The 23,366-nt window shown below is 64.0% G+C and carries 23 protein-coding genes and 1 pseudogene; 15 read left to right on the top strand and 9 right to left on the bottom strand.

The features are described from left to right. The first annotated feature begins 9 nt into the window (after positions 1-9). Both AB6730_RS14165 and AB6730_RS14160 read left to right on the top strand, forming a co-directional pair. The gene (locus AB6730_RS14165) at positions 10-1,476 is read left to right on the top strand and encodes an alpha-L-fucosidase (RefSeq protein WP_371024250.1); all 1,467 of its coding nucleotides are present in this window, start codon (positions 10-12) and stop codon (positions 1,474-1,476) included. Positions 1,477-1,573: 97 nt separating this feature from the next. Next, the gene (locus tag AB6730_RS14160) at positions 1,574-1,840 is read left to right on the top strand and encodes a DksA/TraR family C4-type zinc finger protein (protein ID WP_371024249.1); all 267 of its coding nucleotides are present in this window, start codon (positions 1,574-1,576) and stop codon (positions 1,838-1,840) included. A 10-nt stretch (positions 1,841-1,850) separates the two neighbouring features. Here AB6730_RS14160 and AB6730_RS14155 read toward each other — a convergent pair whose 3' ends face one another. Genes AB6730_RS14155 through AB6730_RS14145 form a run of 3 tightly spaced genes read right to left on the bottom strand, consistent with a single transcriptional unit; the run spans position 1,851 to position 3,906 of the window. Continuing rightward, positions 1,851-2,468 carry a transcriptional regulator gene (locus AB6730_RS14155; protein ID WP_371024248.1) on the bottom strand — a complete coding sequence of 206 codons (618 nt, stop codon included), beginning with the start codon at positions 2,466-2,468 and terminating at the stop codon, positions 1,851-1,853. Between the two features lie 55 nt (positions 2,469-2,523). Next, positions 2,524-3,231, bottom strand: a complete 708-nt coding sequence (locus AB6730_RS14150; protein ID WP_371024247.1) for a DUF899 family protein — start codon at positions 3,229-3,231, stop codon at positions 2,524-2,526. 15 nt (positions 3,232-3,246) lie between these two features. Then, on the bottom strand, positions 3,247-3,906 hold the full coding sequence (locus AB6730_RS14145; protein ID WP_371024246.1) for a glutathione S-transferase family protein: 660 nt from the start codon (positions 3,904-3,906) through the stop codon (positions 3,247-3,249). Between the two features lie 143 nt (positions 3,907-4,049). Between AB6730_RS14145 and AB6730_RS14140 the strand changes: the two are divergent. Then, positions 4,050-4,451: pseudogene (locus tag AB6730_RS14140) on the top strand (FAD-dependent oxidoreductase); the annotation flags it as partial. A gap of 29 nt (positions 4,452-4,480) precedes the next feature. Further along, positions 4,481-5,512, top strand: coding sequence for a L,D-transpeptidase (locus AB6730_RS14135; RefSeq protein WP_371024245.1), 1,032 nt, complete (start codon positions 4,481-4,483; stop codon positions 5,510-5,512). A gap of 9 nt (positions 5,513-5,521) precedes the next feature. Here AB6730_RS14135 and AB6730_RS14130 read toward each other — a convergent pair whose 3' ends face one another. Beyond that, positions 5,522-6,424 carry a LysR substrate-binding domain-containing protein gene (locus AB6730_RS14130; RefSeq protein ID WP_371024244.1) on the bottom strand — a complete coding sequence of 301 codons (903 nt, stop codon included), beginning with the start codon at positions 6,422-6,424 and terminating at the stop codon, positions 5,522-5,524. Positions 6,425-6,738: 314 nt separating this feature from the next. On the opposite strand from AB6730_RS14130, the gene AB6730_RS14125 reads away from it, so the two are divergent. The 8 genes from AB6730_RS14125 (at position 6,739) to AB6730_RS14090 (ending at position 14,959) form a co-directional block, all read left to right on the top strand. After that, the gene (locus tag AB6730_RS14125) at positions 6,739-8,349 is read left to right on the top strand and encodes a protease pro-enzyme activation domain-containing protein (protein WP_371024243.1); all 1,611 of its coding nucleotides are present in this window, start codon (positions 6,739-6,741) and stop codon (positions 8,347-8,349) included. Positions 8,350-8,732: 383 nt separating this feature from the next. Then, a complete protein-coding gene (gene kdpF, locus AB6730_RS14120) occupies positions 8,733-8,825 on the top strand; it encodes a K(+)-transporting ATPase subunit F (RefSeq protein ID WP_371024242.1) in 93 nt (30 codons plus the stop codon). Further along, positions 8,822-10,630, top strand: coding sequence for a potassium-transporting ATPase subunit KdpA (kdpA, locus tag AB6730_RS14115; protein ID WP_371024241.1), 1,809 nt, complete (start codon positions 8,822-8,824; stop codon positions 10,628-10,630). Before kdpF ends, kdpA begins: the two co-directional genes overlap by 4 nt. Before the next feature lie 3 nt (positions 10,631-10,633). Continuing rightward, entirely contained in the window at positions 10,634-12,706 is a 2,073-nt protein-coding gene (kdpB, locus tag AB6730_RS14110) for a potassium-transporting ATPase subunit KdpB (protein ID WP_371024240.1), read from the top strand. Positions 12,707-12,719: 13 nt separating this feature from the next. Further along, a complete protein-coding gene (locus tag AB6730_RS14105; RefSeq protein ID WP_371024239.1) occupies positions 12,720-12,905 on the top strand; it encodes a hypothetical protein in 186 nt (61 codons plus the stop codon). Between the two features lie 28 nt (positions 12,906-12,933). Further along, positions 12,934-13,740: a TorF family putative porin gene (locus tag AB6730_RS14100; RefSeq protein WP_371024238.1), complete on the top strand. Its 807-nt coding sequence runs from the start codon at positions 12,934-12,936 to the stop codon at positions 13,738-13,740. Positions 13,741-13,752: 12 nt separating this feature from the next. After that, positions 13,753-14,334, top strand: a complete 582-nt coding sequence (gene kdpC / locus AB6730_RS14095) for a potassium-transporting ATPase subunit KdpC (RefSeq protein WP_371024237.1) — start codon at positions 13,753-13,755, stop codon at positions 14,332-14,334. Positions 14,335-14,389: 55 nt separating this feature from the next. Further along, positions 14,390-14,959: a cysteine hydrolase family protein gene (locus AB6730_RS14090; RefSeq protein WP_371024236.1), complete on the top strand. Its 570-nt coding sequence runs from the start codon at positions 14,390-14,392 to the stop codon at positions 14,957-14,959. Between the two features lie 201 nt (positions 14,960-15,160). Here the strand turns inward: AB6730_RS14090 and AB6730_RS14085 are convergent, their stop codons facing one another. Together AB6730_RS14085 and AB6730_RS14080 are read right to left on the bottom strand one after the other, a co-directional pair. Further along, positions 15,161-15,931 (bottom strand): SDR family oxidoreductase, encoded by a 771-nt coding sequence (locus AB6730_RS14085; RefSeq protein ID WP_371024235.1) that lies wholly within the window; start codon positions 15,929-15,931, stop codon positions 15,161-15,163. After that, positions 15,928-16,809, bottom strand: coding sequence for a hypothetical protein (locus AB6730_RS14080; protein ID WP_371024234.1), 882 nt, complete (start codon positions 16,807-16,809; stop codon positions 15,928-15,930). Before AB6730_RS14080 ends, AB6730_RS14085 begins: the two co-directional genes overlap by 4 nt. Before the next feature lie 305 nt (positions 16,810-17,114). On the opposite strand from AB6730_RS14080, the gene AB6730_RS14075 reads away from it, so the two are divergent. Beyond that, positions 17,115-18,455, top strand: a complete 1,341-nt coding sequence (locus AB6730_RS14075; protein WP_371024233.1) for an epoxide hydrolase family protein — start codon at positions 17,115-17,117, stop codon at positions 18,453-18,455. A 63-nt stretch (positions 18,456-18,518) separates the two neighbouring features. Here the strand turns inward: AB6730_RS14075 and AB6730_RS14070 are convergent, their stop codons facing one another. Next, positions 18,519-20,027, bottom strand: coding sequence for a hypothetical protein (locus AB6730_RS14070; RefSeq protein ID WP_371024232.1), 1,509 nt, complete (start codon positions 20,025-20,027; stop codon positions 18,519-18,521). A gap of 159 nt (positions 20,028-20,186) precedes the next feature. Here AB6730_RS14070 and AB6730_RS14065 point away from each other — a divergent pair, with 159 nt between their 5' ends. Continuing rightward, positions 20,187-20,972 (top strand): hypothetical protein, encoded by a 786-nt coding sequence (locus AB6730_RS14065; protein ID WP_371024231.1) that lies wholly within the window; start codon positions 20,187-20,189, stop codon positions 20,970-20,972. 43 nt (positions 20,973-21,015) lie between these two features. On the opposite strand, the gene AB6730_RS14060 is transcribed toward AB6730_RS14065, so the two are convergent. After that, complete coding sequence (locus AB6730_RS14060; RefSeq protein WP_371024230.1) at positions 21,016-21,594, bottom strand: TetR/AcrR family transcriptional regulator; 579 nt, start codon at positions 21,592-21,594, stop codon at positions 21,016-21,018. A gap of 138 nt (positions 21,595-21,732) precedes the next feature. On the opposite strand from AB6730_RS14060, the gene AB6730_RS14055 reads away from it, so the two are divergent. Further along, a complete protein-coding gene (locus AB6730_RS14055; RefSeq protein WP_371024229.1) occupies positions 21,733-22,272 on the top strand; it encodes a hypothetical protein in 540 nt (179 codons plus the stop codon). On the opposite strand, the gene AB6730_RS14050 is transcribed toward AB6730_RS14055, so the two are convergent. Next, positions 22,269-23,258 carry an alpha/beta hydrolase gene (locus AB6730_RS14050; protein ID WP_371024228.1) on the bottom strand — a complete coding sequence of 330 codons (990 nt, stop codon included), beginning with the start codon at positions 23,256-23,258 and terminating at the stop codon, positions 22,269-22,271. The genes AB6730_RS14055 and AB6730_RS14050 overlap by 4 nt on opposite strands. Positions 23,259-23,366: the final 108 nt, after the last annotated feature.

Here is a 23,366-nt window from a genome sequence, read left to right as displayed (position 1 = left end):
GTGGGTCCATTGAATCGACGAGAGTTCGCGAAGGCATTGGCCGCCGCCGGCGCCTTCAGCAGTGGCCTCTGGCCCGCGGTAAGGACGATGGCGGCGACGCCTTCACCCGTGGCGAGGGATCACGTGGCAGTGGACCCGGACCGCCTCCTGGCGCTGCAACAGGCCTTCCTCGATCTCCGCTTCGGCATGTTCATCCACTTGAACCTCGCCACGTTCGAGGAACGGGAGTGGGGCGATCCCACGCTGTCTCCGAAGCTGTTCGATCCGAAGCACCTCGACACCGACCAATGGGCGCGCGCCGCGAAGTCCGCCCATATGGGCTACGCCTGCCTCACCACCAAGCATCATGACGGCTTCTGCCTGTGGCCGACCCGGACCGGCAGCGCCAACGTCATGCAGTCCTCGTACCCGCACGATGTCGTGCGCCGCTACGTCGATTCGTTTCGCAAGGCGGGACTCAAGGTCTGCCTGTATTTCTCCATCCTCGACCTGCGCCAGGACATCCGCGCGCGCACGGTCACGCCGGAGAAGATCGCGCTGATCAAGGCGCAGATCACCGAATTGCTGACGAACTACGGCCCGCTCACCGCGTTGATCCTCGATGGCTGGAACGCATCCTGGTCACGCATCTCGTACGCCGAGTTGCCGTATCGCGAGATCTACGACCTGGTGAAATCGCTGCAGCCGGATTGCCTTCTCACCGATCACAACGCGGGCAGCTATCCGGGCACGGCGCTCTACTACACCGACATCAAGCAGTACGAGCAACACGCGGGGCAGAAGATCCCGTCGGACAGTCCCGTGCCCTCGCAATCGGGTACGACCCTGCAGAGCGACTGGTTCTGGAAGAAGGCCTATCCCACCTCGGAACTCGCGTCGGCGAAGACCATCGTCGAGGAATGGCTGAAGCCGTTCAATAACAACCATTGCAACCTCATCCTCAACGTGGCGCCGAACCGTGACGGCCGCTTCGACGACAACGCCGTGGCGCGGCTGGCCGAGATCGGCGCGCTATGGAAGAACGGCGGCCCCGCACCGAAGATCGGGCGTTCGGTCACGATCACCACGCCGGATCTCGCCGCCGGAAAACCGGCATGGGCCAGTGCGAGCGACGAGGCCGTGGGCCCGGACCAGGCGTTCGACGACAATTTCCGCACCTACTGGCTCGCCGATCGCGGCAAGAACGAGGGCTGGATCGAAGTGCGTTTCGATGCGCCGGTGTCGTTCAACACCTTGTCCATCGTGGAACCGCTTCACGACGAGGACTATGGCGATACGAGCCGCATCGCGTCGTACAAGGTGGAAGTCGAGCGCGACGGCGCGTGGGTGGAAGTGGTTTCCGGTACCACGCCCGCGCACTACCAGTTCCACGAGGTGGCTCGTACGACGGCGAGGCGCGTCAGGCTCAGCGCCGCCGGAAGGCAGCCCGGCATCACGGAGTTTGGTTTGTACGATGAACCGAGAGCGGCCGGCTGATGCCGGATCGCGGTCGGAAGCCCGTGCTTCACGCCTTTAAAACCAAGGACTTGCCACCATATCGGTGCATCTGAGCCAACGCGCCTGGAGGTGACCCATGGCAACCGGATGGGCGGGCGATACCGCCGTGCAGGACCAGATCGACGCCACCGTTGACGACGCGGTGAAGCGCGCCCGCAGCCGCCTTGCGAAAGGGCCGAGCCTGGAGCGCTGCGAGGAGTGCGACAAGCCGATCCCCGAGGCGCGCCGCCTGGCCGTGCCGGGCGTGCGCCTGTGCGTGGTGTGCCAGGAAGCGGCCGACCGCGAAGACGCGGCGTTCACCGGCTACAACCGCCGTGGGAGCAAGGACAGCCAGCTTCGGTGAGCGCGCGGGTTCACGACGCCTGGCGCACCACTTTCAGCGTCTTGTACAAGGTCGCGCGAGACAGGCCCAGTAGCTGGGTGATGTAGGCCGCGGCGTTGCGCACGTCGAACAAGCCCCGGGATTCCAGCGTGGCGACGACCGCCTCCCGCTCGGCGAGGCTCATCGCCGCGAGCGTGGTGCCCCGATCGACGAGGAACTGGCCCACGACGTCGTTGATCTCTTCGCGCCAATCGCCGCGAAACAGCGCCGAAGGCCGCTCGCTGGTGTCGGCGAAGCGAAGGAAATCCCTCGAAACCGATTGCAGGGCCTCGAACATGCTCACGTCCAGATTGATGCAGAGCAGCCCCACGGGCTTGCGCCTGCCGTCGCGCAGGACGGCGGTCACCGATTTCAGCGACCGGCCGTCGCCGTTCGTCTTCGCATAGGGACCGATGACGGGCTGGTCCAGCGTTATCACGTCGTCGATATCCGTCAACGAGGCATCGCCTGGTTCGCGGCGGGACAGGCGATTGGCGATGTGACGGATGCGGCCGGACGCGAGGTCATGGATCACCACTTCCGCATGTGGGCGTAGCAGGGCGGCGATCGCATCGGCCACCGGGACGAAAGAGGAAAGGTGATCGGTCATGCGCGACATGATCCCCGCGCCGATACACCAAGTCCAGCCTGGACGTTTTGTGTTGTCAGCCGGGGTAATCGAGGCTCGGATACCACGTCGGCTTGCGTCCTTCCGGCGTGCAGTCGATCACCGTCCACAAGGGCATGAGGTCGGGCGCGCCGCGCGGGTCTTCGCCGGGGTCGGCTGTCTCGAAACCCATCTCGCCCGCCCAGAAATGACGGATCACGCCGTCGCGCTTGGTATAGACGTTGAAGGCGGGCTCGTCGCCACCTTCCTTGCCGATCGCGTGGTAGTCGCGGCTGAACTCGCCGTTGGCATCCGAATAGAGCTTCAGGTGCCGCCAGCCGCGTTCGCGCGCGAAGGCCTGCATGCGTTCGTACGGCGATCGCGCGATGACCGCCAGGGCGACGTTCTGCTCCATGTCGCGTGCCTCGCCGTCCCAGGCGCTGAGCAGGGAGGTGCACATCGGGCAAGGGCGCTCGCGTTGCGGCCCGAACATCCAGCTGTACGTCACCAGGGTCGACTTGTCGCCGAACAGCGCGGCGAAGTCGACCGGGCCGTGTTGTCCGATGAAGCGGTAGTTGCCGCGCACTTCGCCACCGGGGGGCAGGGCACGCCGTTGCACGGCCACCCGTTCGATATGCCGGCGCAGCTCGATTTCCTCGGCGAGCAGGGCATTGCGTGCCGCGCGGTATTCGGTGCTTTCATTGGGCATGCGGAACGTATTTCGCGCGGCCAGGTCGGCGGCGGGGGCGAGGGTTTGGTCGGTCATGTCGATCTCCTTCGGTCAATCGCGGTCGGGTGCGCCCAGCGGAAAGAACGGACGGTAGACGCGGGCCTCGTCGACGGCGCGGGCAAACGAGGGGCGGGCGAGCAGTCGTCGGCGGTACGCATGCACGTGCGCGAATCGCGGATCGATCGCGTGGGTCCAGTCGGCATAGAAAAGGAACGGGGCGGCCCCGCAGTCGGCCAGGCTGAAGCGTTCGCCGGCGGCCCATTCGCGGCCGGCCATGTGACGGTCGAGCCAGGCGTAGGCGGTGTCGAGCATCTCGCGCGCCTCGGCCACGCCGTGCGTATCGTGCTTGCCCTCCGGGCGCAGCGCGTCGAACACGATCCTCTGCTGCGGCGTCGACACGTAGTTGTCGAAAAAGCGATCCATGCCGCGGACCTCGAGCGCCGCCTTGCGATCCTCGGGAAGCATCGGCGCCGGGCCAGGGTGATGGAGGTCCAGGTATTCGATGATGGTGCTGGCTTCGGTGACGGTTCGCTGGCCATCGACCAGGACCGGGAACCGCTTCAGCGGCCAAAGATCGGCGAACTCCGCATAAATCTCGGGATGCTCCGGTGACAGGAGCTTCCACTCGAACGGCGTGCCGTTTTCGTAGAGGGCCACCAGGGCTTTCTGGCAGTAGGACGAGAACGGGTGGGCATAGAGCTTCAGGGTCATCGGTGCACCTGGGTCCGTGGGAGGCTTTCCCTTTCGTCGAACGACGGGGGGCGGTTTCGACATGACTTGGTATCCTGTCGCAAAGCCAAGGGAGCAGGGATGAGGATCGCCATCGCGGGCTACGGAACGGCGGGGCAGGCCAGCACCATGGCTCGCTCGTGGTCATCGGTGACGCCGCCCATGCGATGAGCCCACAGCTCGGCCAGGGCGTGAACATGGCGCTGCTCGACGCCGCCGCGCTTGCGGATGCGCTGGCTTCGCACAGCGACGACCTCGCGGTGGCGCTGGACGCCTATCGTCGTAAGCGCCACGCCCACGTTCGCGCATACCAGCGCATGAGCCGTTGGCTGACGCCGTTGTTCCAATCCGACCGCACCACCCTGGGTTGGTGCCGCGACGCGCTGTTCGGACCTGCCAGACGGTTCCCGGGAGCACGCGGGCCGATGCTTCGCATCCTCACCGGAGAACTGCGCCATCGGGTGCAGGACGGCGTCGGCCAAATCGCGAACGATCCGTACTCGCCCGGATATACCGGCACCGATTAACCTCGTGCCATCTGGATCAGGAGCCGCCCATGAAACGCTTGCTCGCCGGCCTCGCGCTGTCCCTCTCGCTCGCATCGTCGGCCATGGCCAGCGTACCCATCTGGGGCGCGAAGCAGTCGAGTCCGGCCGATACGCCACCCTCGGCCTTGAAGCCCGGTGAATGGATATGGGGTGGACGAGGCGCATCCCCCGGACCGATGGCGGTGATCGTGAGCCTGACCGAGCAGAAAGCCTATGCGTACCGCAACGGCATCCTCATCGGCGTGTCCACGGTGAGCACGGGCAAGAAGGGTCATGAAACCCCGACGGGCGTGTTCACGATCCTGCAGAAGGACAAGGACCACCACTCCAAGAAGTACGACAACGCACCCATGCCGTACCAGCAGCGCCTGACCTGGGATGGCGTGGCCTTGCACGCGGGCGGCCTTCCTGGTTACCCGGAATCGCATGGTTGCGTGCACTTGCCGACCGAGTTCGCGAAGCTGCTCTTCGATGCGACGAACATGGGCATGACCGTGGTGGTGGCCGAGGAAGGCACGGCACCGGTGACCGTGGTGCACCCCACCGCCGTCATTCCCATCGATCCCCGCAATGGCGCCGACCTGAACCTCGAGCCGCTGGCCAATGGGCAACTGTATCGATGGACACCGGAAGCCTCGCCGGCCGGGCCGATTTCCATGGTGTTGAGCGTGGCCGATGGCCGGGTCATCGTGTTCCGCAACGGCATCGAGATCGGCCGCAGCCAGGTACAGGTACGCGATCCCCTGGCCGGCACGCATGCCTTCATCGTCGCTTCCGGCTACATGCCCGACGCGCCGCAGCGATCGGGCCTGCGCATGCCGAACTGGATCACCATCGGCATTCCCGGCCATGGCGACGAAGCGGGCAAGGTGGTGGACGAGGCGCTCGTGGATCGCGTGGCCGTGCCACGTGAGTTCATGGAAAAAGTGCTGCCCCTGCTATCGCCGGGCTCGGTGCTTCTTGCGACCGATGAGAGCATCCAGCCCGCGGGCACGGGGCCGAAGGTGCAGGTGATCGACTCGAATCCGCCCGGCGTCTGACGCGGGTGCTCAGCGGTCGAACCCGTGATCCCCGATCGCCTCGGCGAGATAGGTGACGAACGAGGCGATGCGCGCGGAGATGGCCGTGTTGCGGTAATACACCGCGTTGATCGGCTGGCGAAGCTCGGCGATGTGCCTGGACAACACGGGCACCAAGGTGCCGGCTTCGCGATCGCCGCGCGTCATGAAGTCGGAAAGGCAGACGATACCGTTGCCTTCGAGCGCGAGCTGGCGCAGCGTTTCCCCACTGGACGAGCCGATGGTGGGCTTGATGCGCACGCGCTGCCCGCCCTCGTCCAGCAGGGGCCACTCGTTGAGCGACTCGGGCTCGGTGAAACCGAGCAACGCATGCTTGCGCAGGTCCGATACCTTGCGCGGCCGGCCGTGCTTCGCGAGGTAAGCCGGGCTGGCGAGACAACGCACCTGGCTCGTGCCGATCGGACGGGCGTGTAGAGTGGAATCCTTCAACCGTCCGATGCGCAGGGCCACGTCGGTACGACGTTCCAGCAAGTCGATATAACCCTCGCTGGTGTGCAGTTCCAGTTCCACGTCGGGAAAACGTTCGCGATAACCCGCTATCAGCGGCACCACCACATGCAGCATGAAGGGCGAGGCCGCATCGATGCGAAGGCGTCCGGCCGGGCGGCCTTGCCGCGCCGCCATCTGTTCTTCCGCGTTCTCCACCGCCGCGACGATGTCGCGGGCGCGTTCCAGGAAAGCCTCGCCTTCATCGGTAAGTTCGAGGCGCCGCGTGGTGCGACGGAGCAAGGTGGTCTTGAGCTTCTGTTCCAGTCTCGCCAGCGACCGGCTCGCGGCGGAAACGGTCTGCTCGAGCTGCTGCGCGGCGGCCGTGATGGAGCCGGTGTCGACCACCACGATGAAGTTCTGGATCTCGTCGAGGGTGATGTTCATCGTTGCGCCTGTCGCAAATACCTACGCTTATACACCGCTTTTCGAGAAAATAATAAAGCACGTCAACGTCGCACGGCGCCGCAAGGAAATGCGAATGAACGAACGCACTACGAACAGGAATTTTCCTGATGCAGGCGCTCTGATTTCCTGTGCTAGCGTCGATGTGGGGAGCGGTGCTTTGTCGTTGAAACGGAGTTCGCCCGGGGGGAAAAGAACGGAATGACAAGGGGCCGAGCTGCCAGCGTCCGGTGACGATGTCACCGGAACCATATATCCCAATCGGGATTCGGCTCAGCTTACGGGAGAGACGTTTCATGCAGATGAAGAAATCCTCGCTATGCGTGGCGATGAGTGCGGTGCTAGGTGCGTTCGTGTGTGTACCGGCGATGGCCGCGGGCGCGGCGACGACCTGGACGGCCACGGCCACGCGCGCGCACGAACTCGCGACGACAGCGACGGCCGCCGACCTGGCGGATGCCGCTACGCCGGTCCATATCGAAGTGGTGTTGAAGGTGCAGAACCGCGCGACACTCGATGACTTCATCGCATCGGCGCATAACCCGTCCAGCCCGATGTTCCACGCGACACTGCAACCGGCGGACGCGGTCGCCATGTTCTCGCCGAGCGACGACCAGGTGCAGGCCGTGGTCGCGCATCTCAGCAAGGCCGGCTTCACCAACATCAGCGTTTCCTCCAACAAGCTGGTCGTTTCGGCGGATGGCAACGCGGCTGCCGCGCAATCCGCTTTCGCCACGCGCCTGGTCAAGGCACATGACGCGGAAGGCCGCGCCGCCTACGCCAATATCGACGACGCCAAGGTACCCGCAGCGCTCGGTGACTCGGTGCTCGCCGTGGTCGGTTTGCAGACGGTCAACCACGCGCACACGATGATCAAGCCCGCCGACCGGATCGGTACCAAGGCCACTACCGGTGTCACCGGCCACAATCCCACCACGTTCCCGACCATCTACAACGTCGGCAGCACACCGACGGCGGCGACGGTCACCGTGGGCATCATCAGCGACGGCAACATGACCCAGCCGCTGAAGGACCTGACCAGCTTCACCACCGCCAATGGATTGCCCGCCGTGAACACCCAGGTGGTCGTGGTCGGGACGGCGGGCACCGACACCAGCGGTACGCCTGAATGGGATCTCGACAGCCAGGACATCGTGGGCATGTCGGGTGGCGTGGGCAAGCTCATCTTCTATGCGGCGAACTCGCTGAGTAACAGCGCATTGACGGCCGCGTATAACAAGGCGGTGAGCGACAACCAGGCCAGCGTCATCAACGTGTCGCTGGGCGAATGCGAAACCAGCGCTTACAACGACGGCTCGATGGCCGCGGACGACCAGATCTTCGCGCTGGGCGTCTCGCAGGGGCAGACTTTCTCCGTCTCCACGGGTGACTCCGGTTCCAACGAGTGCACCAAGTCGCCGCGTGGCACGACGCCGAGCTATCCCGCGAGCTCGCCCTACGTGGTGGCCGTCAGTGGCACGACGTTGAGCACCGGCACCGGAAGCAGCTGGGCGGGTGAGACCTTATGGGCCGATGCCGGTGGCAGTCCGAGCACCGTCGAGCCGAAGCCGAGCTGGCAGACGAAGGGCACCGGCACCACGCGTGACGTCGCCGACGTGGCGTTCGATGCGGACCCGAACTCCGGTTCGATCATCATCGTCAACGGCAGCAACGCACAGTACGGCGGTACCAGCCTCTCCGCACCGTTGTTCGCCGCCACCTGGGCACGCATGCTCGCGGGCCATTCCACGCTCGGCTTCGCCGGTCCGCACCTGTACCAGGTGCCCACCAGCGTCTACCACGACATCACCTCCGGCAGTAACGGTGGCGAGACGGCCGCCGCGGGTTGGGATTACGCGAGCGGCTTCGGCAGCACGATCGTGAGCAACCTCTACAGCAACCTGTAACCCCAGCGATAAGAAGAAAGCTTGGTGGGAGCCGACCCTGTCGGCGATAGGCGCTTGCCTCAACCTGGCCCGCTACCGCGGGATCGCCGACAAGGTCGGCTCCCACAAGGGCTCGAGGCAAGGATCTATCGCCGACAGGGTCGGCTCCCACCAGAACTTTCCCCCCCTGCGCGACTTTATGCGCAGGAATTTACGCTGAATTTACGCGGGCCTCTCCGCGCCTTACACCGAAGATATCCGCACGTTTCGATAATTCCGCAGCTCTCCTCACCTGGGTGAACCTGTGGAAATCCTCTACGTCCTCCTGATCGTCGTACTGACCGCGGCGACCATCGGCTTCCTCATGATCTGCGACCGGCTCGGTCGCCGCTGAGGGTGCCGACATGAATGCTTCCTACCTCATCGCCGGCGTGATAGCCGTCGCCCTCGCGGGCTACCTGGTCGTGGCGCTGCTCAAGCCGGAGTGGTTCGAATGAGCGCGAACGACTGGATCCAGATCGCCGTCTATCTCGCCGTGTTGCTTCTCCTGGTCAAGCCGATCGGCTCGTACATGGCCCTCGTCTTCGCGGACGGACCCAACAAGGTGACGCGTTTCGGTGCACGTATCGAACGGCTCGTCTATCGCGTGGCCGGCGTGGAGCCGGGCGAGGAGATGGGCTGGAAGAAGTACGCGCTCGCCATGTTGCTGTTCAACGTGCTGGGCATGGTCGCGGTCTATGTTCTCCAGCGGGTGCAGCAGTGGTTGCCGCTGAACCCCGAGCATTTCGCGGCGGTTTCACCGGACTCCGCGATGAACACGGCCGTCAGCTTTGCCAGCAACACGAACTGGCAGGGGTATGGCGGCGAATCGACCATGAGTTACCTCACCCAGGCGGTGGGCCTGGCGGTGCAGAACTTCCTTTCGGCCGCGACCGGCATCGCCGTGCTCGTTGCCGTCATCCGGGGGTTCTCGCGCCGGGGCGTGAAGGTGCTCGGTAACTTCTGGGTCGACCTGACCCGGACCACCCTCTACATCCTGCTTCCCCTGTCGCTGGTCATCAGCCTGCTACTCGTTTCGCAGGGCGTCGTCCAGAACGTGCACCCGTACGAACATGCGACGACGGTGCAGGCCACCGCGTATGACGAACCGGTGAAGGATACCGACGGCAACCCCGTGATCGATGCGGCCGGCAAGCCGGTGGTCAGGCATGTTTCCACGCAGGAGCAGGTGCTTCCGATGGGACCGGCCGCCTCGCAGGTCGCCATCAAGATGCTGGGCACCAACGGCGGCGGCTTCTTCAACGCCAACTCGGCACATCCCTACGAGAATCCGACGCCGTTCTCCAACTTCATCGAGATGCTGGCGATCTTCCTGATTCCCGCCGGGCTCTGTTACACCTTCGGCGTGATGGTCGGCGACCGCCGCCAGGGCTGGGCCATCCTCGCGACGATGCTGGTGATCTTCGTGCCCTTGACCTTCGGCCTGGTGGCGGCCGAGCAGGCGGGTAACCCGGCGCTGCACGGGCTGGCTATCGATGCGCATGCCTCGGCGACGCAAAGTGGCGGCAACATGGAGGGCAAGGAGACCCGCTTCGGTATCGTCTCGTCCGGATTGTTCGCCGCGATCACCACGGCCGCATCGTGCGGTGCGGTCAATGCCATGCACGACTCGCTGACCCCGCTGGGCGGCCTCGTGCCGATGTGGCTGATGCAATTGGGCGAGGTCATTTTCGGCGGCGTGGGTTCCGGCTTGTACGGCATGCTGGCCTTCGCCGTCGTCGCGGTCTTCATCGCGGGCCTGATGGTCGGCCGCACACCGGAATACCTGGGCAAGAAGATCGAGGCGCACGAGATGAAGATGGCCAGCCTGGCCGTGCTTCTGCCTTGCGCGCTGGTGGTGATCTGTACCGCCATCGCCGTGATGACGCCTGCCGGTGTCGCCGGCGTCGCCAACCCGGGTGCGCATGGATTCAGCGAGATCCTCTACGCGGTGAGTTCCGCCTCGAACAACAACGGCAGCGCCTTCGGCGGCCTCTCGGCGAACACGCCGTTCTGGAACGTGCTGCTGGCCATCTGCATGTACTTCGCACGTTACCCGTTGGCGATCGCCATGCTGGCGATGGCCGGATCGCTGGCGGCGAAGCGTCACGTGCCTGAATCCGCCGGCACCTTGCCGACGCATACGCCGTTGTTCGTGGTGCTGCTCGCGAGCGTCGTCATCGTCGTCGGCGCACTCACCTTCCTTCCGGCGCTCGCCCTCGGGCCGATCGCCGAGCAATTGATGTCCGCCACGGGGCACTGATCCATGAATCATCCAACCACGACACGGCGCGGTCTCGATCGCGCCCTGGTGACGCGCGCCTTGGGCGACGCCTTCATCAAGCTCTCGCCGCGCCTGCAGTTCCGCAACCCGGTGATGTTCGTCGTCTTCGTCTGCAGTGTCCTGACCACGCTCCTGTGGGTGCAGGCTCTGGCGGGGCATGGCGAAGCACCTACCGGATTCATCTTCTGGGTGAGCCTGTGGCTCTGGTTCACGCTGCTCTTCGCGAACTTCGCCGAAGCATTGGCCGAAGGTCGCGGCAAGGCCCAGGCCGATGCACTGCGCGGATCGCGCCGTGACGTGGCCGCGAAGAAGCTGGCCAGGGCCGAACGTGACGCGCCGATCGTCTTCACGCCGTCGAGCGAACTGCGCACCGGTCATTTCGTCCTCGTGGAAGCGGGCGACATCGTGCCCGGCGACGGCGAGATCGTGGTGGGCGCGGCGAGCGTCGACGAAAGCGCGATCACCGGAGAGTCCGCGCCGGTGATCCGTGAATCGGGTGGCGACCGCAGCGCCGTGACCGGTGGCACCCGGGTGCTGTCCGACTGGGTCGTCATGCGGATCACCAGCAATCCGGGCGAGAGCTTTCTCGATCGCATGATCTCGATGGTGGAAGGCGCCTCGCGGCGCAAGACACCGAACGAGATCGCGCTGACGATCCTGCTGGCCAAGTTCACCCTGATCTTCCTGCTCGCCTGCGCCACCCTGCTGCCGTACTCCATCTACAGCGTGCAGGCGGCGGGCATCGGCCACCCCATCACGCTGACCGTGCTGATCGCCCTGCTGGTGTGCCTGATCCCGACCACCATCGGTGCGTTGCTCTCGGCGATCGGCATCGCCGGCATGGACCGGATGATCCGTGCCAACGTCATCGCGACCTCCGGGCGCGCCGTGGAAGCGGCAGGCGACGTGGATGTGCTCCTGCTCGACAAGACCGGCACGATCACGCTCGGCAATCGCCAGGCGGTGGCTTTCCACGCCGCGCCTGGCATCGAGGAGCGCGAGTTGGCGGAAGCCGCCGAACTGGCCTCACATGCCGACGAGACCCCGGAAGGGCGCAGCATCGTGACGCTGGCCGCGAAGCGCATCGGTGGACGGGAGCGCCGCGCCGTCGATGCACGCGCCGAGTTCGTGCCCTTCACGGCGCAAACCAGGATGAGCGGCGTCGACGTCGGCACCCGGCATATCCGCAAGGGCGCGATGGATGCCGTCGAGCGCTACCTGGAATCGCAGGACAGCCACCTGCCGCCGCTGGTCAAGCGCATGGCCGAGGACGTCGCCCGTCGCGGCGCGACCCCGCTCATCGTCGTCGATGGGTCGCTCACTCTCGGTGTCGTGGAACTCAAGGACATCGTCAAGGACGGCATCAAGGAGCGCTTCGCCGAAATGCGCAAGATGGGTATCCGCACGGTGATGATCACCGGCGACAACCCTCTCACCGCCGCGGCGATCGCGGCCGAAGCAGGCGTCGACGACTTCCTGGCCGAAGCCACGCCCGAGGCGAAGTTGAAGTACATCCGCGACATGCAGGCAGAGAACCGCCTGGTGGCGATGTGCGGCGACGGCACCAACGATGCGCCTGCGCTGGCCCAGGCCGACGTCGCCGTGGCGATGAACAGCGGCACGCAAGCGGCGAAGGAAGCCGGCAACATGGTCGACCTGGATTCGAACCCGACCAAGTTGATCGAGATCGTGGGCATCGGCAAGCAGATGCTGATCACGCGTGGCTCGTTGACGACGTTCTCCATCGCGAACGATATCGCCAAGTATTTCGCGATCATCCCGGCGGCTTTCGCCACGACCTATCCGGCGTTGAACGCGCTCAACGTGATGCACCTGGCCACGCCGCAGAGCGCGATCCTGTCGGCGGTCATCTTCAATGCGCTGATCATCATCTTCCTCATTCCGCTTGCCTTGAAAGGTGTCGCTTACCGCGCGCTGGGTGCCGGCGCGCTTCTGCGCCGCAACCTGCTGGTCTACGGGCTGGGCGGCATCGTGGTTCCGTTCATCGGCATCAAGTTGATCGACATGTTGCTGGTCCTGTTCGGACTGGCCTGAACCGAGGTCACCCATGCATTCCGTAAAGCTCACCGTTCTCATCGAAGACACCGACGACATCGACATGGAAGTCCGTGTCGTGGTGCCCCACGCCGAGCACGTCGCAAGCAACGTCACGCCGCTACCGCCGCGCGCGGTGGCTGCCGCACATCCTCCCATCGAAGACGACTACGCCCTTGGCGGCTACGCCGGCATCTGATTCGTTACGTCATATCTAGAGCATTCCAATGAAGATCGTTTCCTCGGCCGCTTCGGCGGTTCTCTCCTTCCTCAGCCTGGGTTCGGTCGCACAGGCCCAGGACGCCTCGCCGGTGACCGGCAACGTGGCGATGGTTTCTGATTACATGTTCCGTGGTTTGACCCAGACCTGGGGCCACCCCGCCATCCAGGGCGGCGCCGATTACACGAACCCGAACGGATTCGCCGCCGGTACGTGGGCGTCCAGCATCAGCGACAAGAGCTATCCGGGCGGTTCCATGGAACTGGATCTGTACGCCAGCTTCGGTCGCCCCATCGACGCCGACTGGTCTTGGCGGGTCGGCGTGTACGGCTATATGTATCCAGGTGCGGACCTCGACGAGGCCGGCCTGCGCTCGCGGTCCTTCAACACGCTCGAAGCCAACGCCGCGCTGACGTGGCGCCAGTTCACCCTGAAATACAACCGGTCGCTGACGGACTATTTCGCCGCCGACAAGGAGCAGGGCTACGACGGCGATACGCGGGGGACGGGGTACCTCCAACTGGACGGCACGTTTCCGCTGTCCGACGCGTGGTCGTTGGCGCTGCACGCGGGACATACCCACTACACCGCGAAGCTGGCCACGCCACTCTCCAATGGAGCGCGTGATGCGAGTTATAGCGATTACTCGGCGACGATCAAATACCAGTTCGCCGCACACTGGTCGGTGAGCGGTGGCGTGACCCACGCCACGGACGACGCGTTCTATCACCGTGTGTCCAACTTCGTGAACGCCAGCGACACACGCAACGTCGGCGGGACACGTGGCTTCGTCATGTTCCAGGGCACGTTCTAAGAGGGCAGGGTCATGAAAAAACTCATCAGGCAGTGCGTCGTACTCTTCATCGCCATGACGGTACTTACCGGCATCCTGTATCCGCTGGCGGCCACCGGCCTGGCCCAAGCGATGTTCCACGCGAAGGCCAATGGAAGCCTGGTCGAGAAGGATGGCAAGACGATCGGCTCCACGTTGATCGGCCAGGCGTTCTCCGAGCCCAGGTATTTCTGGGGTCGCCCCTCGGCCACGACGCCCAATCCGAACAACGGCGCCTCGTCGTCCGGCTCCAACCAGGGCCCGACCAACCCCGCCCTCACCGATGCGGTGAAGCAGCGAATCGACGCGCTGAAGCAGGTCGACCCATCGAACGACGCCTCCGTTCCCGTCGACCTGGTCACCGCATCAGGCAGCGGCCTCGACCCCGAGATCAGCCCCGCCGCCGCCGAATACCAGGTCGCCCGTGTGGCCCGCATGCGGAATGTGGACCCAGCGAAGGTCCGCGAACTGGTGGCCGCCAACACGCAAGGCCGCCAGTTCGGCGTACTCGGCGAACCGCGCGTCAACGTGCTGGCATTGAACCTGGCCGTGGATCGCATAGCACCCGCCAAGTGATCGCCCAAGGATCGGATTATGGATAATCTGCACGAACACACCGGGTCCAGCCATCATGACGGTCGCCGCTCTCATCATCGACATGCAGGTGGATTTCTTCGCCCATCCGCGGCTGGCCAGCCGCAGGGCTGAACTGGTAAGCCGGACAAACTCATTAGTGGCTATCACGCGTGCGGCAGGTTGTCCCGTTATTTGGATTCGACAGGAGTTCTCGCCAGATCTGAGTGATGCTTCGCTGGAAGTACGAAGGAACCAGACGAAGGTAGTCATTCGTGGAACGCCGGGCGCTGCGATTTTGCCGGAACTAGACCAGAGGGATATCGATTACCTCATCTTGAAGAATCGATATAGCGCCTTTTTCCGGACGCCTCTTGACGAACTTCTCGAACGTCTCGAGTGCGACCAACTGGTCATCGCTGGCGTGAACACACACGCCTGTATCCGAACGACGGTGGTCGACGCATATCAACGCGACCTTGATGTCATCCTTGCCAAGGATTGCATCGATTCACTTGACGCCGAGCATCATGAGAACGCGTGGCGATATATGGATGGGAAACTCGGAAGAGGAATGGATAACCAACAGCTGCAATCGTGGCTGGAGGGTCCGCGCCACAGGTTCTAGGCCGTCGCAGAAGCTCATTCCATGCTTTCCAACAAGCCCCCGTCACGAGCCGGAAGGGAGTCGTTGGGCGTCACCCTGGGAGCGATTCCGCAGGGAGGCGTAGGCCGGACGAGGACTTAGCGACCAGGGTGGCGACCAACGACTCCCATGCCTCGAGCCCAAGCCACCACGATGGCGAAGCCGAGCCGTAACCCTACGTCATCACCAACTGACGCGGGCAAATTCCGACTGTTGCCACCACGCCTGAAAGCCCACCCCGCCAATATGCGCATCGCCATGCGGCACCAGGGTCAGCTCATCGAGGGTGGCGCCGAAGTAAGGCGCCTGCACGTTGGCGACCACATCGCACGGCGCCTCGATATCGACGACGAACCGCTGGATGAGTTGCGACATGCGATCGCGCTCGGGACCCGCCACCTCGATCGAACCATTGAGCGGCGCGCCAACCGCGAGGTCAGCCATCAACGCCGCGACCTCGTCGGACGCGACAGGCTGGATATAAGCGGGCGGCAGGTGGACCGTCTGGTCGCGCACGGCCGACGTGACGATAGCGACCAGGAATTCATAGAACTGGGTCGCGTGCACGATCGTGAAGGGAATGCCGGATTCCCTGATCAGGCGATCCTGCAACGCCTTGCCGCGCAGGTAGTCGCTGCCGAGGGCCGCCAACCGGTGCGTGCCGACAATCGATAGCGAAAGATGGTGTTTTACCCCGGCCCGGGCTTCGGCTTCGAGCAGATGGATGGCGGCCGCCTCGAAGAACTCGAACGCGGCCACGTCGTCGAAGGTGGGCGAGTTACTGACATCGATCACGACCTCGGCACCGGCGAGGCACTGATCGAGGCCGGTACCTGTGATCACGTCCACGCCGGTGGCACGCGACGCGGCCGTCACGTCATGGCCCTGCGCTCGCAGACGATCCACGATGTTCCGGCCGACGAGACCCCGCCCACCGATGACGACGATATTCATACGAGCCTCTCATCGGCGCCACCAAGCCAGAAGGCGACGTTCCGGACGTACTGGTGGGTGGAGCGTAAGGCTTCCGGGAAACGGATCATTCCGTCACCGGGTGCTTCCGATACGAACGAAGGGCTACCGGCGGAGGTATCCCAGTTGTAGTCCGCGAAATGATGGAACGTCGACTGCGCGATGGCCCGGCCACCCTGGTCGGAACGCTCGAACGCTACCGCCAGGTTGAATTCCCTTTCCGTGGCCTGGCTGCGCCCTCGCAGGATCACCCGGCTGGTCTCGTCCCCTGCAGGAGCACCGACCGCACCCTCGTGAGGGTGTGAGGGCAGGTAGCGGATGAAACCTTCCTCCGACTGCGGATCGCGCAGGACGGGATGCACGTCGCCGACGGGCTGCACATGCTGGTAATCGCCGTTCGCCCCGGAGTGATAGTTCGGCCACGAGATATAGGTGGTGGCGCGGTCGTCGACGCAGCACCGGCTCGGGTCCGGGTCGGGGTTACGTGTATGGAAGTGGTGCGCCGCACCTACCCCGCCGAGCGTGCATATCGAACTGCCGAGGTCCATGTGGTCCCGGGTCACCATCATGCCGCCACCGCGCCGGCGGAACTGGCTTATCCCGTCGCAATCCTCGTCGGTAAGACCATCACCGGTATCGACGGCGAAGAGCCATAACTGATGGACGTCCGACTCGTGGAGTCGCGAAAGGACGGAGTCGGCCTTTCCGAGTGGGTCGCGGTTGCGGGCGGTGACGCGGAAGGCCGGCCGCCCGTCGTCGTCACGAAGGTTCTCCAGGAACGCCTTCAGGTGACTGAAACGCGAGATGTTCCAGTCGTCGGGGTCCCCTTCGATGGTGGTCTGCAACAGTAGGTTCTGCATGGCGGTTTTCTCTGGTAAAGGCTGCCTGCCTGCTCGATCCGTGGCCTGGGCGGCGTTTGACTGCCCGATCCTAGCGTGCTTTCGGTCGACGTATTGGTGTTTCGAGTGAAACACCGTGACGTGGGCAACGCGCGGCGGGGCAATGCATTTGTATCCATTTGTATCCGCGCGCCTTGAGATACACATCGTTTCAAATCGTCCATTCCTGGACACCATCGGAACGGAACGGCCTTCATAGACTGCCCACACGTCGAGGCAAGCAAGCCGGGCGTCCGCAATCCAGAAAAGCCCACAGGAGAACGACGATGTCAGCCGCACACGCACACATGTTCCGGAAACCTTCCTTCACCCAGCGCGCGCTCGCTGTCGCCCTGGGCTTCGCCATGCTTGCGCCGACACTCTACGCGCAGCCTGCCGCCGCTTTCGATCAAGCGGCGGATGCCACGGCCAAGACAACCAAGGTCGACGAGAGCATCCGCCCGTTCCACGTCCATGTTCCGCAGGAGCAACTCGACGACCTGCGCCGCCGCATCGCGGAAACGCGCTGGCCGGACAAGGAGCTGGTGAAGGACGATTCCCAGGGCATCCAACTGGCTCGCGTCCAGGAACTGGTCCGCTATTGGGGCACGGGTTACGACTGGCGCAAGGCCGAGGCCCAGCTCAACGCCCTACCGCAGTTCGTCACCACGATCGATGGCGTCGACATCCAGTTCATCCACGTCCGCTCCCGCCACCCCAACGCGCTTCCCGTCATCCTGACCCACGGTTGGCCGGGCTCGCCCTTCGAGTTCATCAAGACCATCGGCCCATTGACCGACCCCACGGCCTACGGTGGCCGCGCGGAGGACGCTTTCGACGTGGTCATCCCAGCCATCCCCGGCTACGGCTTCTCCGGCAAGCCGACGGCCCTGGGCTGGGGCCCCGACCGCACGGCACGCGCCTGGGACGTGCTGATGAAGCGGCTGGGCTACACGCATTACGTGTCGCAGGGTGGTGACCATGGTTCGGTGATCTCGGACGCGCTGGCCCGCCAGGCGCCGAAAGGATTGCTCGCCATTCACCTGAACATGCCCGCGACCGTACCGGGAGACCTCGCCAAGGCCATCAACAGCGGCGACCCGGCACCGGCGGGCCTGGCCCCCGACGAGAAAGAGGCCTACCAGTCGCTGAGCACGTTCTTTGGCCGCAACGCTGCCTACGGCGCGATGATGGTCACGCGTCCGCAGACCATCGGCTATTCGCTCTCCGATTCGCCGGCCGGATTGGCCGCATGGATGTACGAAAAGTTCGCGCAGTGGAGCGATAGCGACGGCGTGCCCGAACGTGTGCTGAGCAGGGACGAGATGCTCAACGACATCACGCTGTACTGGCTCACGAACACCGGTGCGTCGTCGTCGCGCTTCTACTGGGAAAACAACAACAACAACTTCAGTTCCGTTACGCAGCGGACTACCGAAATCAAGGTACCCGTCGCCATCACGGTCTTCCCGCATGAAATCTACCGCGCGCCGAAGAGCTGGAGCGAGAAGGCCTATCCGAGCCTGTATTACTACAACCAGGTGAGCAAGGGCGGGCACTTTGCGGCATGGGAACAACCGCAGATCTTCGCCGAAGAACTGCGTGCCGCGTTCAAATCGGTTCGCTGAGAAACGATCGTCCGTGTGAACCGGCGGGAGCGACCGTGCTCCCGCCTTTCGCCGTGCTGCCTTTCATGACAGGGCGACGTCGCCCACGAGCGCATAGTTGTGCATGGGCCGCGTCGTTCCATCGCTGGCCACGTAGGTATCGATATCGCCGGCGCTGTCGCGGATATTGCTCCGCGGACCACCGAGCCGGCCCGCTATCGGCGCAGGTTCGGCAGGATCGCCCCAGCCCAGGCTGATCATGCTTGCGGTTGGCGGAAGGTCGGCCTTGAGACGCAGCTGCAAGGTATTCCCGGCGATCACGCGCACTGACTCGATCAGGTTGTCGTCGCTTCCGCTGGCCGGCACGATGGCCCCACCGGCATCGCGCACGTCCAGGCCGTCGTTGCGTGTCGCCGTGACCCAGCTCGTATCCAGCGTCAGTATCCCAGCAGGAACGTTGAACACCACGAAGATCGTGCGCGCGTTCACGACGATGGCCTGGACCATGTCCAGCGATGGATTGCGCAGCGCAACGCCTGCCGTTCGATCCTGTATCAGCTGGTAAAGGGCGCGCGCGAAGTACCGGCCTTGCCAACGGTGGCTTTCATTGGTCAGGTGCAGCATCGGCTGGCCGAGCGCCGATTCATCCGCATAGTCGAAGAGGTATTGCGGATTGGTCATTCGCAGATAGGGGCTGGCAAGGCATGCATCGCGCTGTGCGAGCGCGATGAATGGATTGCAGAAGGCCATGCTGGCAGTGCCGTAGCTGTTATGGCTGGATACCTGCGCCACCAGCCATAACGGACGCCAGCCTTGCTCGGGCAAGTCGACCTGGCAAAGCTTCAACCAGTGGCAGCGTTCCAGCGCGATGAGCTTGCTCCTGTAACTCTCGCGTGTCTCGGTAAGCCCGGTGGAATCGGCTTCACCCTGTTGCCATGTCGTGGCCAACCAACCAATGCTTCCGCCTTCGACCTGCGCTTCGGCGCGCATCAACGACAACATCGCCTTGAGGCGTAGCTGGCTGTCGTTCCATCCTTGGTAGCCACCGAGGTTCGCGTCATCGAGGAAGCTCGCGAAGTAGCCGATGGGCCGGCCTCCCTCGCCGCTGGTAAAGGCGCTGTAGCGGCTGTATTGCGCGGCGAACGGAATAGCGCCCAGGCTGGCGGTGTATTCCACCAATCCGTCGGCGCACGCATTGGTGCCGACCTCACCGCCGGTTCCGTGACCACCGTCGTATTCCACAAGGGGGATCAGGCTGGTCATCGCAGCCGGATCGATGCCGGGACGCACGCCGCCGTTGAAACCGACGTTCGCATACGCCTGTTGCAGGGTGAGCGCGGGATTTCCGCCGGTGCCCATGGCGTTCGACTGGCCGTGGAACATGATCAATTCGCGGCGTGCGCGCACGATCGTTTCGACGGGTGGCACGCTCTGCGCGGCGGCGGGCTCGGCGAACAGACTGGACAAGCCCAGCGTGCCGCCGACGCTGGCGAGACCGAGCCCTCCGGCGGCGGCGATACCACGACGGAGGAATTCGCGTCGCTGCCAGTCAGGTTCGGATCGTGCACACCCATTTGACCAGGAGTGTTTCATCGCGGCGGCCCGCCACGGGCGGGGATGATGAGTTGGCTACGAATGATGCGAGCGTCGGCGTGATGGCTTCGCCAGTTCAGGATGAGCGGCAATGCACAAATGTTTGTGAGCTATGCTCCCACTTGATGCCCTGGGGAGGGCACGGAGCTTGCAAAAGTCATGAACGCGACGACCGGTTCGAGGGCCTCTGTCCAGCTTGGGGTATTGTTGCTGGGTGTTTTGGCGGCGGCACCGGCATTTGCCGAACCGCCGCCTTGGCTGTCACCGATGGATGCTCTTTCAGCCAGTTCCGCCGTGGCCCGTCAGGTGCCCGGCGTAAGAGACGTGATCGTCAGTCCGCAAGGCTACGATGCGAGCATCGGGCAATGGATCACACTGGTCAGGCCCGGCGATGGTGAAGGTTTCATCGTGACCATCGATGAAAACACAGGCGAGGTGTGCGCGCGTTACGAGCACCGTGATGGATGTGCCGCGACCGGTAACGTGAGCGAGGAGGTGCTCAAGGCCAAGACGATCGCCAAGGCTCGTGAAGAGGCGGGGCGACACCCGCCGACCGATCTGCCATCGCTATGGATCGCCGTCCTCAGCGACCTGGTGCCGAAGGTTCCAGGCCCTTCTACGCCGAAAAGCCGATGGTATGTCACGGTCAATGCGGGTGACGGAAAGACGGTCGACCCGCCCGCGGCCGTCTTGTCGCGTTTCCACCCCGATGGGATCGATGTGCTTCCCGGAAGCAAGGCACCGAAACCCGCTGGTGCGGCGGACACACCCAACGGTCCCATGCATTACCACATCGATGTTCCACTGCGGCGGCCGGATGGAAATTACGATGTGACCTATGTGTACTACTGCGGAAGGCTTTGCGCCGGATCAACCACATTGGTGATGTCTCGCGACGCGGCTGGCTGGCATATCGTTTCGCGATTGACTAATTGGGTGTCCTGATAATCGATCGAGCGACGATAATGGCGGGAGGCGAAGTTAGCCTTCAGCCTGCGGAATGACGCAAGAGCTTCTTCAAGCCGCCGTCGACGATGTCCGCGAACACCTTCGGGTCGCCGTACGCACGCGCGGTAAGCATCGCGCCATAAACCATCGACATGAACGATTCCGCTTCCAGGCGGGCCGAGCCGCGCAGTTCGAAAAGGCCGAGTTGCGCTCCCTTGGTCAATACGGTTTCCAGCCAATTCGACAAGTCGCGGAAATGCGCGCGCACGTTATCGGCCAGGTCGGGGGGGAGGGTCGGCAGTTCGCTGGCGAGCATGCCGGCGACGCAGAACGGAGCGGACGCGTCGGCGATACACCGCTCCCAATACCCGGTGTAGAAGCGGAGTTGTTCTTCGGGGTCGAAGACGCCGTCATCGAGCGTCCGTGTCTGCGCGACGATCAAGGCGCGGGATTCCTCCACCACCGCCCGGGCGAGATCGGCCTTGGCCGGAAAGTGGTGGTGGATGCTCGCCTTTCGTACCTGCACCTGCTGGGCGACATCGGCGTAGCTGAAGCCGTTATAGCCGCGCGTCTGGATGAGGTAACGTGCTGAATCGATGAGTTTTTGTTGGGTGCTCATGACGTTATTCTACCATGTGGTAGGTAGCTGCCGGGGCATCCTCGAGGGGGAAAGCTAATAAACAAAGATTCATCTGGATGAAGTTGACGCCTTGCCTACCTACTAGTAGGGTGTGTCGACTTTCCAAGGACTTATCCCATGAATTCCCTCCGATCCTTCTACTACCTGCGCGCGGGCGTCGCCTTCGCCTGGGTGGCCGCGGTACTCCTGTCAGCGCCTGCACCCATAGCTCTCGCAGCGGTGTTGCTGGTCGTCTATCCCGCCTGGGACGCACTCGCCAACATCCTCGATGCCCGCCGAAGCGGTGGCTTGCAGGCCAATCCCGGCCAGAAATTCAACGCTCTCGTCAGCGTGATCACGGCCGTGGTCATGGCCGTCGCGTTCGTCTTGCGGGGAAACGCGGGCGGTGTGCTGGTATTCGGCGCATGGGCACTGCTGGCCGGGCTCTTCCAGCTGGCCGTCGGCATCCACCGCCGCAAACTCGGCGGCCAGGTGTTCATGATGATCAGCGGCGGTCAGTCCGCGCTCGCCGGTGTCATCTTCATCATCCAGTCGTTCGGCGCGGCGCCGGGTCTCGCGCAGCTCGCGCCGTACGCAGGCTTCGGCGGCCTTTATTTCCTTCTTTCCGCCTTGTGGTTGACCTTCCGGAAACCCCGTCCGTCACCTTCCATGTCCTAAGGTCCGACAGAAGGAACGATGCCGATCGTGCTCATCCATCGTTCCGCCAGCGACGGCCATCCGGTGATGGGGTCGGCCGTCTTTCGCAAACCGAAAGCGTGGCCTCCCTTCGCATATAGATGCATCTCTACCGGGACGTTCGCCTGCTGGAGTGCGAGGTAGTAGGTAAGCGACTCGCGGATATCGTCGGTGGGATCGTTCTCCGCCTGGATGATGAGCGTGGGCGGGGCATGCGGGTCGATCTTTACGCCAGGATCGAGTGTCAATCCCGGGTTCTTCCAGAGATGGCCGGGATAAAGCGCGATGGCGAAATCGGGTCTCGCGCTTTGAAGGTCGGCCGCATCGACAGGTCGATAGCTGCGCCGTGCATGATTGCTGACGTCGGCGACTATGCGACCGCCGGCGGAGAAGCCGATGACGCCGATCTTGTGTGGATCGATGCCGAGGGCGCTGGCTTGTTGGCGCAGCAGGCTGATCGCCCGTTGCGCATCCTGCAAGGCCATCGGTTCCGCGGGGTCGCGCCTGCAATTGCATTCGTCGTTCCAGTAGGGGCCCGAGCCGGGAACCCGATACTTGAGGACGACACAGGTGATGCCCTTGGGCGTGAGCCAGTCGCAGACTTCGGTGCCTTCGAGATCGATCGCCAATATCCGATAGCCGCCCCCGGGAAACACGACCACGGCGGCTCCCGTGTTCTTGCCGCTCGGACGATAGATCGTCATGGTTGGAACCGATACATGCTGGACCACCGTGACCGGAAGACCAGCGATCTTCCCTCGTCCTGTTCCGAACACTTCCTTGCCGGGCAAGGCGGGTGCGGCGATGGAAAGTCCCTTTGGCCAGAGCGGCGTCTGCACCGCCGGAGCCGCGGGTTGCCAGGGCCGGTCCTGCCGGTTGAGCAGCGGCTCGCTCCCCGTCGTCGCCATCGCGGCGCCGACAGTGAGCGATAGCGCGATGACAAAGCCGATCCATGCCGTCGTCTTCATGAGTGGGTCCCCCCGGTGCGAGATGCGAGCCAGAGCCGCTACCTTCACCGCGCCGTCTGTCTTTCTTGTGGCGGAGCGAAAGCCGAAACGGGGCACGCGAAGATCCGC

The organism is Luteibacter sp. RCC_6_2 (assembly GCF_041360655.1).
Lineage (GTDB): Bacteria > Pseudomonadota > Gammaproteobacteria > Xanthomonadales > Rhodanobacteraceae > Luteibacter.
Note: the sequence above shows the minus strand (reverse complement) of the source record. Positions and strands in the feature narration are given on the sequence as shown.

Excerpts from the sequence above, each read along its gene's own strand:
- AB6730_RS14160 (WP_371024249.1), top strand. The coding sequence starts at position 1,574 with ATGGCAACCGGATGGGCGGGCGATACCGCCGTGCAGGACCAGATCGAC.
- AB6730_RS14155 (WP_371024248.1), bottom strand. The coding sequence starts at position 2,468 with ATGACCGATCACCTTTCCTCTTTCGTCCCGGTGGCCGATGCGATCGCC.
- AB6730_RS14150 (WP_371024247.1), bottom strand. The coding sequence starts at position 3,231 with ATGACCGACCAAACCCTCGCCCCCGCCGCCGACCTGGCCGCGCGAAAT.
- AB6730_RS14145 (WP_371024246.1), bottom strand. The coding sequence starts at position 3,906 with ATGACCCTGAAGCTCTATGCCCACCCGTTCTCGTCCTACTGCCAGAAA.
- AB6730_RS14135 (WP_371024245.1), top strand. The coding sequence starts at position 4,481 with ATGAAACGCTTGCTCGCCGGCCTCGCGCTGTCCCTCTCGCTCGCATCG.
- AB6730_RS14130 (WP_371024244.1), bottom strand. The coding sequence starts at position 6,424 with ATGAACATCACCCTCGACGAGATCCAGAACTTCATCGTGGTGGTCGAC.
- AB6730_RS14125 (WP_371024243.1), top strand. The coding sequence starts at position 6,739 with ATGCAGATGAAGAAATCCTCGCTATGCGTGGCGATGAGTGCGGTGCTA.
- kdpF (WP_371024242.1), top strand. The coding sequence starts at position 8,733 with ATGAATGCTTCCTACCTCATCGCCGGCGTGATAGCCGTCGCCCTCGCG.
- kdpA (WP_371024241.1), top strand. The coding sequence starts at position 8,822 with ATGAGCGCGAACGACTGGATCCAGATCGCCGTCTATCTCGCCGTGTTG.
- kdpB (WP_371024240.1), top strand. The coding sequence starts at position 10,634 with ATGAATCATCCAACCACGACACGGCGCGGTCTCGATCGCGCCCTGGTG.
- AB6730_RS14105 (WP_371024239.1), top strand. The coding sequence starts at position 12,720 with ATGCATTCCGTAAAGCTCACCGTTCTCATCGAAGACACCGACGACATC.
- AB6730_RS14100 (WP_371024238.1), top strand. The coding sequence starts at position 12,934 with ATGAAGATCGTTTCCTCGGCCGCTTCGGCGGTTCTCTCCTTCCTCAGC.
- kdpC (WP_371024237.1), top strand. The coding sequence starts at position 13,753 with ATGAAAAAACTCATCAGGCAGTGCGTCGTACTCTTCATCGCCATGACG.
- AB6730_RS14090 (WP_371024236.1), top strand. The coding sequence starts at position 14,390 with ATGACGGTCGCCGCTCTCATCATCGACATGCAGGTGGATTTCTTCGCC.
- AB6730_RS14085 (WP_371024235.1), bottom strand. The coding sequence starts at position 15,931 with ATGAATATCGTCGTCATCGGTGGGCGGGGTCTCGTCGGCCGGAACATC.
- AB6730_RS14080 (WP_371024234.1), bottom strand. The coding sequence starts at position 16,809 with ATGCAGAACCTACTGTTGCAGACCACCATCGAAGGGGACCCCGACGAC.
- AB6730_RS14075 (WP_371024233.1), top strand. The coding sequence starts at position 17,115 with ATGTCAGCCGCACACGCACACATGTTCCGGAAACCTTCCTTCACCCAG.
- AB6730_RS14070 (WP_371024232.1), bottom strand. The coding sequence starts at position 20,027 with ATGAAACACTCCTGGTCAAATGGGTGTGCACGATCCGAACCTGACTGG.
- AB6730_RS14065 (WP_371024231.1), top strand. The coding sequence starts at position 20,187 with ATGAACGCGACGACCGGTTCGAGGGCCTCTGTCCAGCTTGGGGTATTG.
- AB6730_RS14060 (WP_371024230.1), bottom strand. The coding sequence starts at position 21,594 with ATGAGCACCCAACAAAAACTCATCGATTCAGCACGTTACCTCATCCAG.
- AB6730_RS14055 (WP_371024229.1), top strand. The coding sequence starts at position 21,733 with ATGAATTCCCTCCGATCCTTCTACTACCTGCGCGCGGGCGTCGCCTTC.
- AB6730_RS14050 (WP_371024228.1), bottom strand. The coding sequence starts at position 23,258 with ATGAAGACGACGGCATGGATCGGCTTTGTCATCGCGCTATCGCTCACT.